14 protein-coding genes are annotated in these 20810 nt (G+C 67.3%); 8 read left to right on the forward strand and 6 right to left on the reverse strand.

Annotated features, from left to right (window positions below; genetic code table 11):
* The first annotated feature begins 1 nt into the window (after position 1).
* Both U5760_RS19540 and U5760_RS19545 read left to right on the forward strand, forming a co-directional pair.
* Positions 2-2581: a [protein-PII] uridylyltransferase gene (locus U5760_RS19540; RefSeq protein ID WP_322013939.1), complete on the forward strand. Its 2580-nt coding sequence runs from the start codon at positions 2-4 to the stop codon at positions 2579-2581.
* Positions 2582-2588: 7 nt separating this feature from the next.
* Positions 2589-4424 carry a pseudouridine synthase gene (locus U5760_RS19545; RefSeq protein ID WP_322013940.1) on the forward strand — a complete coding sequence of 612 codons (1836 nt, stop codon included), beginning with the start codon at positions 2589-2591 and terminating at the stop codon, positions 4422-4424.
* A 94-nt stretch (positions 4425-4518) separates the two neighbouring features.
* Here the strand turns inward: U5760_RS19545 and def are convergent, their stop codons facing one another.
* From def to U5760_RS19570, 5 genes are all read right to left on the reverse strand, one after another.
* Positions 4519-5052, reverse strand: coding sequence for a peptide deformylase (def, locus tag U5760_RS19550; RefSeq protein WP_322013941.1), 534 nt, complete (start codon positions 5050-5052; stop codon positions 4519-4521).
* Positions 5049-7100, reverse strand: a complete 2052-nt coding sequence (ligA, locus tag U5760_RS19555) for an NAD-dependent DNA ligase LigA (RefSeq protein ID WP_322013942.1) — start codon at positions 7098-7100, stop codon at positions 5049-5051. Before ligA ends, def begins: the two co-directional genes overlap by 4 nt.
* A 339-nt stretch (positions 7101-7439) precedes the next feature.
* Positions 7440-8693: a cell division protein ZipA C-terminal FtsZ-binding domain-containing protein gene (locus U5760_RS19560; RefSeq protein ID WP_322013943.1), complete on the reverse strand. Its 1254-nt coding sequence runs from the start codon at positions 8691-8693 to the stop codon at positions 7440-7442.
* A gap of 126 nt (positions 8694-8819) precedes the next feature.
* A complete protein-coding gene (smc, locus tag U5760_RS19565) occupies positions 8820-12338 on the reverse strand; it encodes a chromosome segregation protein SMC (RefSeq protein WP_322014119.1) in 3519 nt (1172 codons plus the stop codon).
* A 168-nt stretch (positions 12339-12506) separates the two neighbouring features.
* Positions 12507-13454: a DMT family transporter gene (locus U5760_RS19570; protein WP_322014120.1), complete on the reverse strand. Its 948-nt coding sequence runs from the start codon at positions 13452-13454 to the stop codon at positions 12507-12509.
* Between the two features lie 375 nt (positions 13455-13829).
* On the opposite strand from U5760_RS19570, the gene dapC reads away from it, so the two are divergent.
* From dapC to cls, 6 genes are all read left to right on the forward strand, one after another.
* Positions 13830-15053, forward strand: coding sequence for a succinyldiaminopimelate transaminase (gene dapC, locus U5760_RS19575; protein WP_322013944.1), 1224 nt, complete (start codon positions 13830-13832; stop codon positions 15051-15053).
* An 87-nt stretch (positions 15054-15140) separates the two neighbouring features.
* Positions 15141-15968 carry a 2,3,4,5-tetrahydropyridine-2,6-dicarboxylate N-succinyltransferase gene (dapD, locus tag U5760_RS19580; RefSeq protein WP_028224695.1) on the forward strand — a complete coding sequence of 276 codons (828 nt, stop codon included), beginning with the start codon at positions 15141-15143 and terminating at the stop codon, positions 15966-15968.
* On the forward strand, positions 15968-16333 hold the full coding sequence (locus U5760_RS19585; RefSeq protein ID WP_322013945.1) for an ArsC family reductase: 366 nt from the start codon (positions 15968-15970) through the stop codon (positions 16331-16333). Before dapD ends, U5760_RS19585 begins: the two co-directional genes overlap by 1 nt.
* A gap of 158 nt (positions 16334-16491) precedes the next feature.
* Positions 16492-17631, forward strand: coding sequence for a succinyl-diaminopimelate desuccinylase (gene dapE, locus U5760_RS19590; RefSeq protein ID WP_322013946.1), 1140 nt, complete (start codon positions 16492-16494; stop codon positions 17629-17631).
* A 25-nt stretch (positions 17632-17656) separates the two neighbouring features.
* Positions 17657-18553, forward strand: coding sequence for a 50S ribosomal protein L3 N(5)-glutamine methyltransferase (gene prmB, locus U5760_RS19595; RefSeq protein ID WP_322013947.1), 897 nt, complete (start codon positions 17657-17659; stop codon positions 18551-18553).
* Between the two features lie 252 nt (positions 18554-18805).
* Positions 18806-20245, forward strand: coding sequence for a cardiolipin synthase (gene cls, locus U5760_RS19600; RefSeq protein WP_322013948.1), 1440 nt, complete (start codon positions 18806-18808; stop codon positions 20243-20245).
* Between the two features lie 16 nt (positions 20246-20261).
* Here cls and U5760_RS19605 read toward each other — a convergent pair whose 3' ends face one another.
* Positions 20262-20744, reverse strand: coding sequence for a glutathione peroxidase (locus U5760_RS19605; protein WP_322013949.1), 483 nt, complete (start codon positions 20742-20744; stop codon positions 20262-20264).
* Positions 20745-20810 lie beyond the last annotated feature (66 nt).

The following is a 20810-nucleotide window of genomic DNA, read 5'->3' on the forward strand; positions in this document are numbered from 1 at the left end:
CATGAGCGTTCCCGCCGTCGCCGTCACCGATACGTCGTCGCTGAAATCCGACTACAAGGCCGCCAAGGCCCAGCTGCTCGAGCGCTTTCGCGCCGCGACCAACGTCGATACGCTGATGCGCGCCCTCGGCCGCGTCACCGACGAGACGCTGCGCCGCGCCTGGCATGCCTGCGAACTGCCGCCTTCGATCGCGCTCGTCGCCGTGGGCGGGTTTGGGCGCGGCGAGCTCGCGCCCTATTCCGACGTCGATATCCTCGTGCTGCTGCCCGACAGCGAGCCGCTGGCCCCGCTCGAAGCGCGCATCGAGCGTTTCATCGGGCTCGCGTGGGATCTCGGGCTCGAAATCGGCAGCAGCGTGCGCAGCGTGTCGCAGTGCCTCGAAGAATCGGCTAACGATGTCACCGTGCGGACGTCGCTGCTCGAAGCGCGCCGTATCACGGGCAGCGCGAGCCTCCTGGCCGACTTCACGCAGCGCTATCGCGACGCGATGGACCCGCGCGCGTTCTTCCAGGCGAAGGTGCTGGAAATGCGCCAGCGCCACGCCAAGTTCCAGGACACGCCCTACGCGCTCGAGCCCAACGTCAAGGAAAGCCCGGGCGGGCTGCGCGATCTGCAGCTGATCCTGTGGATCACCGAGGCCGCCGGGTTCGGCAGCAGCTGGCGCGAGCTCGAGGAGCGCGGGCTCATCACCGGGCGCGAAGCGCGCGAGCTGCGTCGCAACGAAGCATTTCTCAAGACGCTGCGCGCGCGCCTGCACGTGATTGCGGGGCGCCGCCAGGACATTCTCGTCTTCGACCTGCAGACGGCCGTGGCCGAAAGCTTCGGCTTCAAGGCGACGGCGGCGCGCCGTGCGAGCGAGCAGCTCATGCGCCGCTACTACTGGGCGGCGAAGGCGGTCACGCAACTCGCGACGATCCTGATCCAGAACATCGAGGCGCAGCTCTTCCCGAGCACGAGCGGCGTCACGCGCGTGCTTTCCGATCATTTCGTCGAAAAGCAGGGCATGATCGAGATCGCGAGCGACGACGTATTCGAGCGCGAACCGCACGCGATCCTCGAAGCCTTCCTGCTCTACGAGCAGGTCCAGGGCGTGAAGGGCCTCTCGGCGCGCACGCTGCGCGCGCTCTACAACGCGCGCGACAAGATGAACCTGCACTGGCGGCGCGATCCGGAGAACCGGCGTCTGTTCATGGAGATCCTGAAGCAGCCGGCCGGCATCACGCACGCGCTGCGGCTCATGAACCAGACGAGCGTGCTGGGCCGCTATCTGCTGAACTTCCGGCGCATCGTCGGGCAGATGCAGCACGACCTTTACCACGTCTACACGGTCGACCAGCACATCCTGATGGTGCTGCGCAACATACGCCGTTTTGCGGTAGCCGAGCATGCGCACGAATACCCGTTCTGCAGCCAGTTGATCGCGAACTTCGAACGCCCCTGGGTGCTTTACGTCGCCGCCCTCTTCCACGACATCGCCAAGGGGCGCGGCGGCGACCACTCGGAACTCGGCATGGCCGACGCGCGGCGCTTTTGCCGCGAGCACGGCATCGAGGGCGACGACGCAGCGCTCGTGGTCTGGCTCGTCCAGCATCACCTGACGATGAGCCAGGTCGCGCAGAAGCAGGACACGAGCGACCCCGAGGTCATCAAGCGCTTCGCCGATCTGGCGGGCTCCGAGCGGCGTCTGACAGCGCTCTATCTGCTGACGGTCGCCGATATCCGCGGCACGAGCCCGAAGGTGTGGAACAACTGGAAAGGCAAGCTGCTCGAGGATCTTTACCGCTCGACGCTGGCGGTGCTGGGCGGCGCACGGCCCGATACGCATTCCGAACTCAAGACCCGCCAGGAAGAAGCTATCGCGCTGCTGCGCCTCGAAACGGTGCCGGAAAACGCGCACGACGCGCTGTGGAACCAGCTCGACGTGGGCTATTTCCTGCGCCACGACGCCGCCGATATTGCCTGGCAGACGCGCGTGCTCTACCGCCACGTGCAGACCCCGACGCCGGTCGTGAGGGCGCGTCCGTCGCCCATCGGCGAAGCGTTGCAGGTGCTCGTTTATGCGAAGGATCGTCCCGATCTTTTCGCGACGATGTGCGCCTACTTCGACCGCAGCGGCCTGTCGGTGCTCGACGCCCGCGTGAGCACGACGCGCCACGGCTACGCCCTCGACAATTTCATCGTCGCCCATACCGAGGGCGACGTGCATTACCGCGACATCGCGAACCTCGTCGAACAGGAACTCGCGGCGCGCCTCACCGCCACCGACAGCCCGCTGCCCGAACCGGCGAAGGGCCGTCTGTCGCGCCTCTCGCGCACGTTCCCGGTCACGCCGCGCGTGGACCTGCGGGCCGACGAGCGTGGTCAGTACTACATCCTGTCCGTGTCGGCCAACGACCGGCCGGGCCTTCTTTATTCCATCGCGCGCGTGCTAGCCGAGCACCGGGTCGGCGTCCATGCGGCGCGGATCAATACGCTCGGCGAGCGCGTCGAAGACGTGTTTCTGCTCGACGGCACCGGCCTGTCCGACAACCGCCAGCAAATCCGCGTCGAAACCGAATTGCTGCGCGCGATAGCTGTGTGAAATAACCATGTCCACTCGAGCCCGACTCACCGCCAAACACCCGCGACCGACCACGCCGGAGCGCGCCCCCGTCCGCCGCGGGACCACGACCGCGCGCAAGCCCGTGCGGCCGGCCGCCCCGGCTGCGCCCGCGCCCAGGGGCGCCAAGCCCGCCGGTGCGCAAGGCACCGCGCGATCGTCCGAACGCACGGGCGCGAAATCCATGGCGGCGCGCGCGCCGCAAGGCGACCGCCCCGCACGGCCGGCTTCGACGAAGCCTTACGGCAAACCCGGCGCGGCTGCCGGGGATCGGGCGCGACCGGCTGGCACCCGCTCACCGCGGCCCGGCGACGACCGGACCGGCGAGCGCCGCCGCCCTGCTCCGGGCCGCGACGGCGAGGCACCGCGCCAGGCCCGCACGTGGGCGCGCGACGACGATCGGCCGGCACGCGCCCCGCGCAAGAGCTACGGCGACGACAGCCGTCCGGCTCGCCCCCGCCCCGCAGGTGCCGACGACGAGCGCCGCCCGCCGCGTTCGCGCGCCGAAGGCGGTCGCGACGAACGACGCCCCCCGCGTGAGCGCACCCCGAGCGGCGACGACCGCCGCCCGGCCCATGCCCGCACGGCCGGCTACGACGGCGAACGACGCCCTGCTCGCCCCCGCGCGGAAGGTTATGGCGACGAACGACGCCCCGCTCGTCCGCGCAGCGAGGACGCCGACGATCGCAAGCGTCCGTACGCCGACCGCAAGACGACCGGCACGGGTCCACGCAAGGAATTCGGCAAGACTGATGACCGCCGTTCGCGCTACGAGGGCGATCGCGGCGACCGGGGCGAGCGCAGCGACACCCGGCCGGGCCGGCGCCCCGCGGGCGAAGAGCGCAACTACGCACGGCCGGCGAAGGCCACCTACGGCGACCGCGATGCCGCTCCGGCACGCCGCCGCACCGCCGACGCGCCCGGTGGCGACGCATCGCGCCCCCGTTCGCCTCGCAAAACGGACGACGCCCCGGCGCGCAAGATCGGAACACGCGTAAAGCCGGACACGCGCGCGCACGAACCGGTATCGGCGGAACCGGCGCCGCGCCGCCACGAGGACGACGCAGCCGGCTCCTTGCGCCTGTCGAAGCGCATGTCCGAACTGGGCCTGTGCTCGCGCCGCGAGGCCGACGAGTGGATCGAGAAGGGTTGGGTCTTCGTCGACGGCGAACGCATCGATACGCTCGGCTCGAAAGTCACGCCCGACCAGCGCATCGAGATCGACCCCGCAGCGCGCGCGGCCCAGGCGCGTCAGGTAACGATCCTGCTGCACAAGCCGGTGGGCTACGTCTCGGGCCAGGCCGAAGACGGCTACGCGCCGGCAGCCACGCTCGTCACGGCGGAAAACCAGTGGGAAGGCGACCGCTCAGGCCTGCGCTTTTCGCCGTTGCACCTGCGCACGCTCGCGCCGGCGGGCCGTCTCGACATCGACTCCACAGGTCTGCTGGTGCTGACCCAGGACGGCCGCGTCGCCAAGCAGTTGATCGGCGAGCAATCCGACATCGACAAGGAGTATCTCGTGCGCGTGACTTACGGCGAGCACGAAACCGAAGTCGACCAGCAGTTCCCCGCCGAACTGCTCGCGAAGCTGCGCCACGGCCTCTCGCTCGACGACGTGCCGCTCAAGCCCGCGATGGTGAGCTGGCAAAACGGCGAGCAGCTGCGCTTCATCCTGCGCGAAGGCAAGAAGCGACAGATCCGCCGCATGTGCGAGCTGGTCGGCCTGAAGGTCGTGGGCCTGAAGCGCGTGCGCATGGGCCGCGTGTTGCTGGGCGCGCTGCCGCAGGGTCAGTGGCGCTATCTCACGCCCGATGAGTCGTTCTGATCGCGCCGGCCGTTCTGGTCCGCTCTGGTCACACCGCAGCAATGAAAACGGGAGCCGCTGGCTCCCGTTTTCGCATGCGCTGGCGACTACCGCGTCAATCGTCGCTGTTCGGATCGAGGTCGGGAAAAAGCACTTCGGTGAAGCCGAACTTCGAAAAGTCGGTAATCCGCATGGGATAGAGCTTGCCGATCAGATGGTCGCATTCGTGCTGCACCACGCGGGCATGAAAGCCCTCGGCCACGCGGTCGATGGGCGTGCCGTGCTGGTCGAAGCCGGTATAGCGGATCATCGAATAGCGGCTCACGGCGCCGCGCATGCCGGGCACCGAAAGACAGCCTTCCCAGCCCTCTTCCATATCGTGCGAGAGCGGATGGATGACCGGATTGATCAGCACCGTCTGCGGCACGGCGGGCGCTTCGGGATAGCGCTCGTTGTGCTCGAAGCCGAAGATCACCACCTGCAGGTCCACGCCGATCTGCGGCGCGGCGAGCCCCGCGCCGTTCGCGGCATGCATCGTGTCGAACATGTCGGCGATCAGGGTGTGCAATTCGGGCGTGTCGAAGTGATCGACCGGCTTCGCAATGCTGAGCAGCCGCGGATCGCCCATTCTGAGAATTTCGCGAATCATGTCGTTTGCCCCTCCAGGAGCTTGCGCAACCCATCTTCGTCGAGCACCGGCACGCCGAGTTCCTCGGCTTTCGCGAGCTTGCTGCCCGCGTCGGCACCCGCCACCACATAATCGGTCTTCTTCGAGACCGAGCCGGCCACCTTCGCGCCGGCCGCTTCCAGCATCTCTTTCGCCTCCTCGCGCGTGAGCGTGGGCAACGTGCCGGTGAGCACCACCGTCTTGCCGGCCAGCACGCCTTGCGGCGCCCTGGGCGCAGGCGGCCCCTCCGGCCATGTGACCTTGCCGGACGCGCGCAGTTGATCGATCACCGTGCGGTTGTGCGCCTCCGCAAAAAACTGGTGTATCGATTCGGCCACGATCGGACCCACGTCGTTCACCTCGAGCAGTTCCTCCTGCGAGGCATCCATGATCGGATCGAGCGAGCCGAAGTGCTTCGCGAGATCCTTCGCCGTCGATTCGCCGACGTGCCGGATGCCGAGCGCGTAGATGAAGCGCGCGAGCGTCGTCGATTTGGCCTTTTCGAGCGCATCGAGCAGGTTCTGCGCAGATTTGTCGGCCATGCGCTCGAGCGCCGCCAGCGTCCCGAAGCCGAGGTTGAAGAGATCGGCCGGAGTGCGCACCAGGTTCTGGTCGACAAGCTGGTCGATGATCTTTTCGCCGAGGCCGTCGATATCGAGCGCGCGCCGCTGGGCGAAGTGCCAGAGCGCCTGCTTGCGCTGCGCCGGACAGAACAGGCCGCCGGTGCAGCGCGCGATGGCTTCGTCGGGCAACCGTTCGATGCGCGAGCCGCAAACCGGGCATTGCGTGGGCATCACGAATTCGGCCGCGTCGGCGGGTCGCCGGTCGATCAGCGCGCTCACCACTTCCGGGATCACGTCGCCCGCGCGGCGCACGATCACGGTGTCGCCGATGCGGATGTCCTTGCGCCGCACTTCGTCCTCGTTGTGCAGCGTGGCGTTCGTCACCGTGGCGCCGCCCACGAACACGGGTTCGAGACGCGCGACCGGCGTAATGGCGCCGGTGCGCCCAACCTGAACGTCGATGGCGAGCAGCTTCGTGAGTGCTTCCTGCGCCGGAAACTTGTGCGCGAGCGCGAAGCGCGGCGCACGCGAAACGAAGCCGAGCGCGTCCTGCTCGTCGCGGCGATTGACCTTGTACACCACACCGTCGATGTCGTACGGCAGGCCATCGCGCTTCTCGCCCACCGCACGGAAAAACGCGAGCAGGCCCTCGGCACCCGTCACCACGGCACGCTCGCTGTTCACGGGCAACCCGAGCTCGACATACCAGTCCAGCAGTTCGCTGTGGGTAGCCGGCATGGGCTCGCCTTCCAGCACGCCGATGCCATAGGCAAAGAACGACAGCGGCCGCTGCGCAGTGATCTTCGGGTCGAGCTGGCGCAGGCTGCCGGCCGCCGCGTTGCGCGGGTTCGCAAACTCCTTGTGTCCCGCTTCGCGCTGACGCTCGTTCATGCGTTCGAAGTCGCGGCGGAACATCAGCACCTCGCCGCGCACGTCGATCACGCGAGGCACCCGGTTGCCCTTCAGGCGCAGCGGCAGCGAACGGATCGTGCGGACGTTTTCCGTGACGTTTTCGCCCGTCGTGCCATCGCCGCGCGTGGAGGCCTGCACGAACACGCCATCGACATAACGCAGCGAAATGGCGAGGCCGTCGAACTTGAGCTCGCACGCGTATTCGACGTCCGTCTTGCCTAACGCATCGGCCACGCGCTTGTCGAACGCGACGATGTCTTCGTCCGCAAAGCCGTTGTTGAGCGAGAGCATCGGCACGTCGTGGACCACCGGCTCGAAGCCGCCCGCGACTTCGCCGCCCACGCGCTGCGTGGGCGAGTCGGGCGTGACGAGTTCCGGATGATCGGCTTCGAGCTGCTGCAGCTCCTTGAACAGCCGGTCGTACTCCGCGTCGGGCAGGTCCGGCTGGTCGAGCACGTAGTAGGCGTGATTCGCGCGTTCGAGTTCGGCGCGCAGCCACGCCGCGCGCTGCGACGCAGGCGATTCATCGGGATGTCGGGCAGACGTTCGGGCCATGCTGGAGCAGCTTCGTGAGTGATATTCGGAGACAGATTATCGCAGGAAGCGCGTCGCCTGACATCGGCCGAACGGCCAGATCCGTACGCCGCCGCACGGGTTGTCCGACCTTCTTGTCCGAATGGCCAACGTGGGGTTCGAAGCGTTGACGCGCGCCTCGCGGCAATGCGACCGTAAGGGCATCAGGACTGCGCACGAAGCGTTCCCTCCATGCCATATTCAGCCCGATTTTCGAACGGCGGCGCTACCGGCTTTACGACCCGGTCCGCAGCAGCGTGCCTCGCGATCCTGGACGGGTCGCCGCGGCGACCTTGCAGCGCCGCGGAGAGCGGTTGCGCGTTATTGGCTGAAGAGCCTGCGCGTGGCCGGGGAGCCGGCCGGAATACCGGCCTCTTCGAGCTTCGCGTAAAGCGTCATGAGCTGCTTGTCGATGGATTGCAGCACCGTCTCGGGCAGCGGGCGACGCTGGTCGTCCACCACGCGGCCGCCAATGCGCTCCGCCAGCGACTTCGCGTAATCGCACATGAGCCTGAACGGCAGGATGTCCTCGTCGGCCACCGGCACATCGAGAATGAGCGTGATGATCTGGCCGCCCTTGTAGGTGAGATCGTCGCGCAGGAAGTTGGTGTCGCCGAACTGCAGCATGAACACCGGGCTCTGCTTCGCGTCGAGCTTCACGAACCGCGTGCCGTCGCGCGAGAGCAGCAGACCGTCCTGCGCCGCCACTGCCTGCACGTAGTTCGCCGACCAGGGCGCGCCGTCCGACATCACATTGATCGAAAGCTGCGCGTCGCATTGCGCGGCGAAGCCGTCGAGCTCGCGCGCCATTGCCACGGTCTCCATCATGTCCGGGAATTCAGGCGCGGCATCGATCGCATCGGCGAACTGCTGCACGCCCGTCACGAATTCGGAGAACTCCAGCTCGTTGAGCGGACCGCTGCGGTTCGCAAGCTGGGCCGCGGCACGCAGTTCCTCGTAGCGCACGCCGTTTTGCAGCAGCTCCCAGCCGTCGCCGTTCTCGGGCTTGCCTTCGATATGCACGGGCTTGCTGCCCGCGCGGCGCAGGCGCTGCGCGAACGGAATCACACGCTCGCCGGCAAGCGGTGCGGCCAGCCGGATCGGCACGATGCAATCGATGCGGCGATCGACCACTGCCGGCGGGGCGGCCGAAATCGTCGTGGCGGCGGGCAGCACCGGCTCGACGCGTTCGGCCTCGCCGCCCGTCTCTGCAACGGCTTCAGCCTCTGCGGCCGCGCCTTCGGCCGCTGCGTCGGGAAAACCGTTGGGCGTCGTGGTTTCCGCCTGGATATCGGCCGGCGTATCGAGCGGCGCAGCCGTGCCGAACCCCGGTTCGACGCGTTCCTCCGCCACGCCGCCGGCGAGCGACGGTTCGCGCCGCGAGGGCGCCCGGGCCGGCTCGATGAACGGGCTTTGCTCTTCGAGATCGTCGCGCGGCGGCAAATCGGCCGCTTCCTCGGGCATCGGGCGCGGCATGCGCCGGCGCACTCTCGCGCCCTGCCACGCGTTGTAGACCACCACGCCCCCGACCACCACGGCGCCCGCGCCGATCAACCCGAGAGTCAACTCGTCCATGCATGCTCCATCAGCAATTCTTATTCAGCGGTGCGCCTCACGCGCGGCCCGCATGCCTTCTGCGCACAGCGAACGCAGCGGCTGCCCCTCGATCGGCGCCGCCGGCCGCGCACCGCGCGCCATCCGTTAGACCGTATTCTGTGCGAATCCCGCGGCCGTTTCCATGTCCACCGCGACGATCCGCGAGACGCCCTGTTCCTGCATCGTCACGCCGATCAGCTGTTGCGCCATTTCCATCGCGATCTTGTTGTGCGAGATGAACAGGAACTGCGTCTTCTCCGCCATCGCACGCACAAGGTTCGCGAAGCGTTCCGTGTTCGCGTCGTCGAGCGGCGCGTCCACTTCGTCCAGCAGACAGAATGGCGCCGGATTCAGCTGGAACATCGCGAACACGAGCGCGGTCGCCGTGAGCGCCTTTTCCCCGCCCGAGAGCAGGTGAATCGTCGAGTTCTTCTTGCCGGGGGGCTGCGCCATCACCTGCACGCCGGCATCGAGAATTTCGTCGCCGGTCATGATGAGCTTCGCCTGGCCGCCGCCGAACAGACGCGGGAACAGTTCGCCGAAATGGCGGTTCACCTCGTCGAACGTGCCTTGCAGCAGCGTACGCGTCTCCTGGTCGATCTTGCGGATCGCGTCTTCGAGCGTTTCGATGGCGCTCATGAGGTCGGCGGACTGCGCGTCGAGGAAGGTCTTGCGTTCCTTCGCCGCGGCCAGTTCGTCGAGCGCGGCCATGTTCACCGGGCCCAGCGCCGCAATCGCATTGTTGATGCGCGTGACTTCGCCCTGCAGGTACGAAGGCTTCATGTCGGCCGTGAGCCTGGCCTGCAGTTGCGCTTCGTCCACGCCGGCTGCCTGCAGTTGTTCGACGAACTGCTCGCCGTTGATGCGTGCGGCCTGCTCCTTCAGTTGCAGCTCGGTGATACGGTCGCGCAACGGCTGCAATGCCCGCTCGGCGGTGAGGCGCGTTTCGTCGGCCTGGCGCAGCTTCGCGCTCAGGTCGTCCAGTTCGGCGCGCGCCACGCGCAGGCGTTCTTCCTTTTCCGAGCGGACTTCGAGCGCATCCTGCAGCCCCGTGTGCGCAGTCTGCTCGTTGATGGTCTCGAGTTCCGCGCGCGCGTCTTCAAGCGACGCGGCCACGCGTTCGCTCTGATCGTGCGCAACCTGGATATTGCGGCGCAGCTCTTCAATGCGGTTGGCCATGTTGCGCGCAGCAAAGCGCGCATCGCCCGCGGCGCGTTCGAGGTCGCGCGCGTGGTTGCGCGCCGTACCCAGTTCCTCGTCGAGCGCTTCGAACGCCATCTGGTTATCTTCGAAGCGGGCTTGCAGTTCGGCCAGCTCGCCATCGTGGCGCTCGAAGTTCGCTTCCGACTCGGCACGCAGCGCGCGCTGCTCCTCGATCTGGGCCGCGATCTCCTGAAGCTCTTCGCGAATCTGCGTGCTGCGCGCCGTATAGCGCTCGTGCGCCTGAGTGAGCTTGAGCACTTCCATCTGCAGCGCGTGCACACGCTGCGTGGCCCGCTCGGCCTGCTGGCGCAGTTCCGTGAGTGCCTGCGCCGCCTGCGTGTGCGCCGCTTCGGCACGGATCGCGGCAGTGCGCGCCTCGTCGGCGAGCAGCGCCTGCGCACGCACCTGGCGCGTGAGGTTTTCGATCTCCTGCTGGCGCGCGAGCATGCCGGCCTGTTCGGAATCGGCCGCATAGAGCTGCACGCCCACGCGTGTCACCATGTGGCCGGACTTGACCACGAAGGCACCGCCCGCGGGCAGTTGCGCACGCTGCGCGAGTGCCTCGGCCAGATCGGTCGCAACGAAGGTCGCGCCGAGCCACTCGGTCAGCACCGCGCGCATGCCGGCGTCGTCGATACGCACGAGCGACAGCAGCGACGTGAAACCCGCCGGAGCCGGTGCGCTCTGGCCAGCGGCGGGCGGCGCATAAAACGCGAGCTTGGCGGGCGGCGCGTCGCTCGCGAACGCCTTCACCCAGTCGAGATTCGATACCTCGAGCGCCGCCAGCCGCTCGCGCAGCACCGCTTCGAGCGCGGTTTCCCAGCCGGTCTCGACATGCAGCTTCTTCCAGAGGCGCGGCAGCGTGCCGAGCTCATGGCGTTCGAGCCACGGCTGGATCTTGCCTTCGGTCTGGACGTTTTCCTGCAATTGCTTGAGCGCCGCGAGACGGGCTTCGAGCTGGTGGATCTGCGCGCTCTCGGCCTGCACGCGCTCCTGCGCGGCACGGCGCTCGCTGTCGAAGCGGGGCAGCGCCTCCTGGGCGTCGGCCAGCCGATCCTGGGCATCGCGCAGCACTTCTTCCTGCTCCGCCAGCTGCATGCGCTGCTCTTCGAGCTGCGCTTCGTCCGGCGCATCGAGGCCACCCTCTTCGCTCTTCAGGCGCTCGTGGCGTTGCTGAAGCTGCTGCAGCATCTGGTCGGCATTGCGCTGATGCGCGGCCTCGAGCTTGAGCGCCTGCTCGGTGCGGGCAATGCCCGCGCGTTCGTCGTTCAGTTGACCCTGGGCGTCGCGCCAGCGCGTCTCGAGCGCGGGCAGCGACTCCTGCTTCGCCGCCGCTTCCTCTTCGGCCACGGCCGCCTTTTCCTCGGCGATCGCCAGTTGCTCCTCGGCCTCTTCGAGGTCGCCCTGAGACTTCTGCGCCTGCGACTGCCACTGCTCGCGTTGCGCGGTCAGTGCGGCGATCTGCGCCTGCACGCGATTGCGCGATTCGACGATGAACTTGATCTCGGCTTCGAGTCGGCTCACCTCGGCGTTCGCCTCGTAGAGCGCACCTTGCGCGCCCTGCATGGCGTCGCTTGCCGAATAGTGGGCCACACGCAGCGTTTCGAGCTGCGCCTCGACTTCGCGCAGTTGCGCGGTATGCCGTTCGAGATCGATCTGGGCCTGCTCGATGGCGCGTTGCTGGCGCTCCTGCTCGCCCGCCGCCTCGTTCTTGCGCAACAGCCACAGAAGGCGCTGCTTTTCCTCGCCTTCGGATTGCAGCTCGCGGAACTTCGTCGCGACGATCGCCTGGCCTTCGAGCTTTTCGAGGTTCGTCGAAAGCTCGCGCACGATGTCCTCGACGCGCGTGAGGTTTTCGCGCGTGTCGTGCAAGCGATTCTCGGTCTCGCGGCGGCGCTCCTTGTACTTCGAGACGCCGGCCGCCTCTTCGAGGAACACGCGCAGCTCTTCGGGTTTCGCTTCGATGATGCGCGCGATCATGCCCTGCCCGATGATCGCATAAGCGCGCGGCCCGAGGCCCGTGCCGAGGAAGATGTCCTGAATGTCGCGGCGGCGTGCCGGCAGGTTGTTGATGTAGTAGCTCGAGGTGCCGTCGCGCGTCAGCACGCGCTTGACGGCGATCTCGGCATACTGGCCCCACTGCCCGGCCGCCCGGCCGTCCGCGTTGTCGAACACCAGTTCGACGCTCGCGCGGCTGCCGGGCTTGCGCGCCGTCGAGCCGTTGAAGATGACGTCCTGCATCGACTCGCCGCGCAGCTCGGAAGCGCGGGACTCGCCGAGCACCCAGCGCACGGCGTCGATGATGTTGGATTTGCCACAGCCATTCGGCCCGACCACGCCAACGAGCTGGCCCGGGACCTGGAAATGCGTGGGATCGACGAAAGATTTGAAGCCAGCGAGTTTAATCGAGGTCAGACGCACGGCGATATCGCTGTTGGAATAGGGAGAGTGAACGGGACCGCTCGTGCCGCGGGCCTCGTGCCAGCGCGACGGGTCGCACGGCACGACGGCGGGACGCGCACAGGGCAGCCGCCACGGCTCGCCGCGCGCCGTGCCCTCCACGCGCCGTGCGGCGAGAATCAGCGGCAATCATACCATCGCACGGGCGCCATTCTGCCGCTCGGCAGGGGAACCGCCGTCGGCATCACCATCGTCTCCGCCGTCTTTATCCGACGCGGCTGCCCGCATGGCACCCGATCGATGCAGCCAGCCCGAGAGCAGCGAAGCAAGCACGATGCACCCGCCGCCCGCCCATTCGCGCGGGCCCGGCGTTTCGCCCGCGAAGAGCCACGCGGTGAGCGCCGTCACGACCAGTTCGAACAACATGATGATGGAAGCGCGATTGGCCGGGACGCGCGAGAGCCCATACTGAACCAGCATGTTGTTCGACGCGAGGACGAAACCGAGCGCAAGCACGAGCAGCACGGCGTGCGCCAGCATCTCCCCGGCGGGCGCGGCCACCATGGGTTCGAACGCGGTCGCCACTGCGCTGAAGAGTGCCGAGCCGCCGAAGATCACGGCGGTGCGCATTTCCGGCTTCATGTCCGGCAGCACGCGGCTCGTCTTGAGCACGAGCACGTTGCTCATGGCAAAGCCGATGCCGCCCGCGAGCCCGGCCCACTCGGCCGCATTGGCCGGCAGCGGCACGCCGAGCGCGGGCGACCAGAGCATCAGCACGGCACCTGCGAGCGAGAGCGCCGAAAGCGCGGCGCCCGGCCAAGTCAGGCGCTCACCCAGGATGAAGTGGGCGAAGAGCGCCGTCCATGCCGGGGTCAGGTAGAAAAGCAGCAGCACGCGCATGACCTGGCCGTGGATCGCGCCCCAGACGAAGCCGAGGTTCGTCACGCCCGCCGCGAGGCCCAGCAGCGGCAGCACCCAGTGCCAGCGCACGCTCGCAAGCGAGCGACGGCGCAGAAGCAGCACGAAGACGCAGCCGGCCGCGCTCGTTGCGGCACTGGCGGCCGTCCCGGTCAAGCCAAGGGCAGCAAGCATGCGCAGCGGATACCAGACCATGCCCCAAACCGAGGCGCCTATCATGATCGCAAGCGTCGGCCAGCCGGTTTGCGAGGCGCGGCTCGTCACCCGGCCCTCCGCCATGCCGGCTGCCCAGCCGCCGGGCCGCTCCCGTCGGGACTCGGCCCGCCCACCGTCCCAGCCTTCAAATACGTCATCCTCTCTTCCCCTACTGAATTTCGCGCACCACTCGACTCGCCTGCGATATGCAACGGGCAGCCCGGCCGCCCGTGTCCACGCCGGCCCGGCGCCGCATCCGGGCCGGCGCCACGCTATAATCGAGCGCTTGCAGCAGGCCTGCTGCGCCCCGTCCGGGCGCACCGCCGCCGGCACGGATTCTCCTCCGCCCGCGAGCGTCGCCTGCCCGCCCGTCCTACGTCCACGCCCGTCCGACGCCAAGTGAATCCGCTACTCGACACCCTTCAGCCCTATCCCTTCGAAAAGCTGCGCGCCCTCTTCAAGGACGTTACGCCGAAAGCCGGCCTGCGCCCCATCAGCTTCGGGATAGGCGAGCCGAAACATCCGACGCCCGCGCTGATCCGCGAGTCCGTCGTGGCCTCGCTCGACGGGCTCGCGGTGTACCCGGCGACCGCCGGCAGCCCGGCGCTGCGCGAGGCGATCGCGAGCTGGGTGAAGACGCGCTATGCGCTGCCCGCCATCGACGCGAACACCGAGGTGCTGCCCGTCTCCGGCTCGCGCGAGGCGCTGTTCGCCCTGGCGCAGACCCTCGTCGACCCGACCGCGGGCACGCGGGACGCCGCAAAACGGCCGATCGTACTCTGCCCGAATCCGTTCTACCAGATCTACGAAGGCGCCGCGCTGCTCGGCGGCGCTGAGCCGTACTTCGTGAACAGCGATCCGGCCCGCAACTATGCCTGCGACTACTCGCAGGTGCCCGAAGACGTCTGGGCGCGCACCCAGCTGCTGTACGTCTGCTCGCCGGGCAACCCCACGGGCGCCGTGCTCACGCTCGACGACTGGCGCGAGCTCTTCGCGCTCTCCGAGCGCTACGGCTTCGTGATCGCCTCCGACGAGTGCTACTCGGAGATCTATTTCGACGAGGCGAAGCCGCCGCTCGGCGGCCTCGAAGCCGCGCACAAGCTGGGCCGCGGCTTCGAGCGCCTCGTCATGCTCTCGAGCCTCTCAAAGCGCTCGAACGTGCCGGGCATGCGCTCGGGTTTCGTCGCCGGGGACGCCGCGATCCTCAAGCAGTTCCTGCTCTACCGCACCTACCACGGCGCGGCGCTCTCGCCCGTCTGGCAGGCCGCGAGCATCGCCGCCTGGGGCGACGAGAGCCATGTGCGCGAAAACCGCGCAAAATACGTGCAGAAGTTCGGCACGGTCACGCCCATGCTCTCCGAGGTACTCGACGTGCGCCTGCCCGACGCCGCCTTCTACCTCTGGGCCAATGTCGCGCGCACCGGCCTGTCGGACACCGCGTTCGCCCAGCGCCTCTACGCCGACTATAATGTGACGGTCCTGCCGGGCTCGTATCTGGCCCGCACCGCGCACGGCGCGAATCCGGGACAGAATTTCGTCCGTATGGCGCTCGTCGCCGACGTCGAGGAGTGCATCGAGGGCGCACAACGCATCGTCGATTTCTGCCACTCGCTCAAGCAATAAGCACAGTCATCGCGGTACGCGCGCTGCCGCCGCACTTGCCGCTGAATCCGCTGCCTCTCTTCACCGAACTCTTACGTTACCTTCACCATGTCACAACAACTTCAGCAGATCATCGACACCGCCTGGGAAAACCGCGCCGACTTCTCGGCAAAGTCCGCCCCGAACGACGTGCGCGAAGCCGTCGCTCACGTGATCGCCGAACTGGACCGGGGCGCCCTGCGCTGCGCCGAAAAGAAGGACGGCGACTGGGTCGTCAACCAGTGGGTCAAGAAGGCCGTGCTGCTGTCGTTTCGCCTGGAAGACAACGTGCCGATGCCGGCGGGCGGCTATAGCCAGTTCTACGACAAGGTGCCTTCGAAGTTCGCGAACTACACGGCCGAAGACTTCGCCGCAGGCGGTTTTCGCGTCGTGCCGCCGGCCATCGCGCGCCGCGGCTCGTTCATCGCGAAGAACGTCGTGCTGATGCCGTCGTACACCAACATCGGCGCGTATGTGGACGAAGGCACGATGGTCGATACCTGGGCGACGGTCGGTTCGTGCGCCCAGATCGGCAAGAACGTGCACCTCTCGGGCGGCGTGGGCATCGGCGGCGTGCTGGAGCCGCTGCAGGCCAACCCGGTCATCATCGAAGACAACTGCTTCATCGGCGCGCGCTCGGAAGTCGTGGAAGGCGTGATCGTCGAAGAGAACTCGGTCATCTCGATGGGCGTGTACCTCGGCCAGAGCACCAAGATCTACGACCGCGAAACCGGCGAGATCTCGTATGGCCGCATTCCGGCGGGCTCGGTGGTCGTGGCGGGCAACCTGCCCTCGAAGGACGGCTCGCACAGCCTTTACTGCGCCGTGATCGTCAAGAAGGTGGATGCGAAGACGCGCGCCAAGGTCGGCCTGAACGAACTGCTGCGAGGCGACTGATGGCGAAGGCCGCGAAGACCGTCGTCTATGGCATTCCGAACTGCGATACCGTGAAGAAAGCCCGCGTGTGGCTGGAAGAGCACGGTGTCGAGTTCGAGTTCCACGACTTCAAGAAGGCGGGCGTGTCCAATGCGCTGGTCCAGGACTGGCTCAAAGACGTGCCGCTGGAGCAGCTCATCAACAAGCGCGGCACGACGTGGCGCGGCCTGTCCGATGTGCACAAGGCCGAAGCCGACACCACGTCCGGCGCGATCGCTCTGATGATCCACAAGCCGTCGATCATCAAGCGCCCGGTCGTCGTGGTGAATGGCCGCGTGAAGACGCTCGGTTTTTCGGCTGAGCAGTACGAAACGCTGTTCGCCTGAACGCAACGCTGAACCCGGCGCCGTAACACGCGCCGTTTGCCCGAACGCGCCAGCCGCAAGACGAGACCGGCGCGTTCTGCTGCAAACTGTCATGACAAGCTGTTGCCGGCCCCCGCATTTCCAGCGGTGCCGGCATTTTTATTGAAAGTGGCCCCTCCATGTCCGGTACTCTTGCCCTTACCGAAGCTCTGATCGCGCGCGCATCCGTGACGCCCGACGACCAGCACTGTCAGCGCGTCATGACCGAACGCCTCGCGCCCCTCGGCTTCACGTGCGAGACGATCGAATCGCACGGCGTGACGAACCTGTGGGCCGTCAGGCGCGGCGCCGCCGGCGCGAACGGCCCGTTGCTCGCGTTCGCGGGCCACACCGACGTGGTGCCGACCGGCCCGCTCGAACAGTGGAGCTCCCCGCCCTTCGAGCCGACGCATCGCGACGGCAAGCTCTACGGGCGCGGCGCCGCCGACATGAAAACCTCGCTCGCCGCATTCGTCGTGGCCACCGAGGAGTTCCTCGCGGCCCACCCGCAGCATCGCGGCGCCATCGCCTTCCTCATCACGAGCGACGAGGAAGGTCCTGCGACCGACGGCACCGTGAAGGTCGTCGAGGCGCTCAAGGCGCGCGGCGAAAAGCTCGACTACTGCATTGTCGGCGAGCCCACCTCGACGCACGTGCTGGGCGACTGCGTGAAGAATGGCCGCCGCGGCTCGATGTCGGGCAAGCTGGTCGTCAAGGGCGTGCAAGGGCATATCGCCTACCCGCATCTCGCGAAGAACCCCGTCCATCTGCTGGCACCCGCGCTGGCCGAACTCGTCGCCGAGAAATGGGACGACGGCAACGAATACTTCCCGCCCACCACCTGGCAGGTGTCGAACCTGCACAGCGGTACGGGCGCGAGCAATGTGATCCCCGGCCACGCCGACGTGCAGTTCAACTTCCGCTTCTCGACCGCGAGCACGGTGGAAGGCCTGCAGCAGCGCGTGCATGCGATCCTCGACAAGCACGGCCTCGAGTACGACCTGCACTGGAGCGTGAGCGGCCTGCCGTTCCTCACGCCGCGCGGCGACCTGTCGAACGCGCTGGAAAAAGCGATTCTGGACGAGACCGGCGTCACGACCGCGCTCTCGACGACGGGTGGCACCTCCGACGGCCGCTTCATCGCGCGCATCTGCCCGCAGGTCGTGGAGTTCGGGCCGCCCAACGGCAGCATCCACAAGATCGATGAGCACATCGAAGTGAAGTACATCGACCCGCTCAAGAACGTGTACCGCCGCGTGCTCGAACAACTGATCGCCTGAAACCGCCCGCCGGAGTCTTACGCCCATGACGCACCCGCTCTCAACGACCTTCTCCACCGTGCGCGATCTGCTGCGCTACGCGGTGACGCGCTTCACCGGCGCCCAGCTCGCCTTCGGCCACGGCTCGAGCAACGCCTACGACGAAGCGGCCTACCTGATCCTGCACACGCTCCATCTGCCGCTCGACCTGCTCGATCCGTTCCTCGACGCCCGGCTCGCCGCCGACGAGATCGACACCGTGCTCGCCGTGATCGAGCGCCGCGCGAGCGAGCGCGTGCCCGCCGCCTACATCACGAAGGAAGCGTGGATGCACGGCCTGCGCTTTTACGTGGACGAACGCGTGATCGTGCCGCGCTCGTTCATCGGCGAACTGCTCGAAGACGGGCTGCAGCCCTATGTAGAGGATCCCGAGGAAGTGGGCGCGGTGCTCGAACTGTGCACCGGGTCGGCCAGCCTCGCGATCCTCGCCGCGCATGCCTTCCCGAACGCCGATATCGACGCCGTCGATCTTTCAGCGCCCGCGCTCGAAGTGGCGCAGCAAAACGTGCACGAACACGGCCTCGACGAGCGCATCGCGCTCTTCGAAGGCGACCTGTACGCACCGCTGCCCGAGCGGCGCTACGACGTGATCATCACGAATCCGCCCTACGTGAACGCCGATTCGATGCAGGCGCTGCCGCCCGAGTACCGCCACGAGCCCGAAATGGCGCTCGCGGGCGGCGCGGACGGCATGGACATCGTGCGCCGCATCATTTCCGAAGCGCGCCGCTGGCTGACCGACGAAGGCGTGCTCGTGGTCGAAATCGGCAACGAACGGGCTAACGTCGAAGCGGCGTTCGGCGGTCTCGACCTCGTCTGGCTCTCCACGAGCGCCGGCGACGACCAGGTGTTCCTGATCCAGGCGGCCGACCTGCCGGCTTGATCCAGGCTCGAGGCTGGCTCGAGGCTGGCTCGATACCAGCTCAATACCCGCGAGGCGCGACGACGGCTCGCGGGCCGCGCCCGGTTGTCAGGCATCGGACGTCAGGCAACGACAGCGCCCGGACGCTCCTTCGATGCGCCCCGGATACGGGGCCGGTCCGATAGCCGCCACCCGCGCGGGTTCGGTAAGATAGACGTTTCCCCGGCTCTCGCGCCACGGCGCATTCCGGCCTCAGGAACGTCCCGCGCCGCTATGCATTTCGACTGGCTACATATTGGCACCCTGCTCGCGATCATCCATCTGCTTGGACTCGCCGCAGCCTGTCACGCCATCATGAACACGCGCACCTCGCAAGGTGCGATCGCGTGGGCGGTTTCGCTCGCGACGATGCCTTATCTCACACTGATCCCGTATCTGTTCCTCGGCCGCAGCAAGTTCGAGGGCTACGTCGACGCACGGCGGCTGCGCAACGAGAACCTGCGCGAGCGCGCGCACGCGCCGGAATGGGACAAGCTGGTCTCGGCGGGCGAGTGGCCGGCCGACGAACTGGGCGTGCGCGTGATCCGCACCATGGCGCAACTGGGCGGCATGCCGCTCGTGCCGGGCAATTCGGTGCGCACGCTCGTCAACGGCGAAGCCACGTTCGGCGCGATCTTCGACGCCATCGAGGAAGCAAAGCACTACGTACTGGTGCAGTTCTTCATCGTGCACGACGACGCGCTCGGCGACATGCTCAAGGAAGCGCTGCTCCAGTGCGCGGCGCGCGGCGTGCGCGCCTTCTTCCTGTACGACAGCATCGGCAGCTTCGACCTGCCCGCGAGCTACGTGCACGAACTGCGCGCAGGCGGCGTGGTAGTGCACCCATTCTCGACCAAGCGCCACTTCGTCAACCGCTTCCAGATCAACTTCCGCAACCACCGCAAGATCGTCGTGGTGGACGGCGAGCGCGCCTTCGTCGGCGGCCACAACGTGGGCGTGGAATATCTCGGCGCGAAGCCGCCGCTTTCGCCGTGGCGCGACACGCACATCGAAGTGCGCGGGCCGGCCGTGGCGAACATCCAGTTCGTCTTCACCGAAGACTGGTACTGGGCCACCCAGGAGCTGCCCGGCTGCGAGCCGCCGACGGTCGCGCCGCGGCACGACAACATGTTCTGCCTCGTGATGCCGACTGGCCCCGCGGACCGCCAGGAAACCTGCTCGCTTTTCTTCGTCGAAGCGATCAACGCCGCGCGGCGCCGCCTGTGGATCACCACGCCCTACCTCGTGCCCGACGAAGCGGTGTTCTCGGCGCTGCGGCTTGCCGTGCTGCGCGGCGTGGACGTGCGCATCATGATTCCGAGCCGCCGCGACCACTACGTGGTGTTCGAGGCCTCGACGCTTTATGCCTACGACGCGGTACGCGCAGGCATCCGCATCTTCCGCTACAAGCCGGGCTTCCTGCACCAGAAGGTCGTCTTGATCGACGACGTGGCCGCTGCGATCGGCAGCGCGAACCTGGACAACCGCTCGTTCCGCCTGAACTTCGAGATCATGGTGCTCACGGTGCATCGCGGCTTCGCCGCCGAAGTCGAGACGATGCTGCTGCGCGACTTTGAAGAGACCTTCGAGATCGACCGCAGCGAATACCGCACGGCACCGGCCTGGCGCAAGATCACGATGCATCTGGCGCGCCTCTTCGCACCGATTCTCTAGCCGCGCGCTTCCTGCCCTAAAGCAGCTTCTGGATATCGGCCGCGATCGCCTCGGGCTTCGTGACTGGCGCGTAGCGCTTCACCACGTTGCCGTCACGATCCACCAGAAACTTCGTAAAGTTCCACTTGACGGACTCGAGTCCAAGCAGGCCCGGCGCTTCGCTCGTCAGCCAGCGGTAGAGCGGATGCGCGCCGGTACCGTTCACCTCGATCTTGTCGAACATCGGAAACGTCACGCCGTAGTTCTTTTCGCAGAAGCTGCCGATCTGCGCCGCCTCGCCCGGCTCCTGCTTGCCGAACTGGTTGCACGGAAAACCCAGCACCGCGAGCCCGCGCGCGGCATATTCGTCGTAGAGTTTCTGCAGCCCCGCGTACTGCGGCGTGAATCCGCATTCGCTCGCCGTGTTCACGATGAGCAGGACCTTGCCCGTGTAGCGTTCGAGGCTCACCGGCGCGCCGCCGCCCAGCGGCTCGGCAGAAAACGAATAGATCGAAGGCATCCTGGAGTCTCCCTTAGCAAAGCGCCAGTCTACGTGAGAAAACCGGCGCGACACACCTGGCCGAAC

It is taken from the genome of Paraburkholderia sp. J12, assembly GCF_905220215.1.
GTDB lineage: Bacteria > Pseudomonadota > Gammaproteobacteria > Burkholderiales > Burkholderiaceae > Paraburkholderia.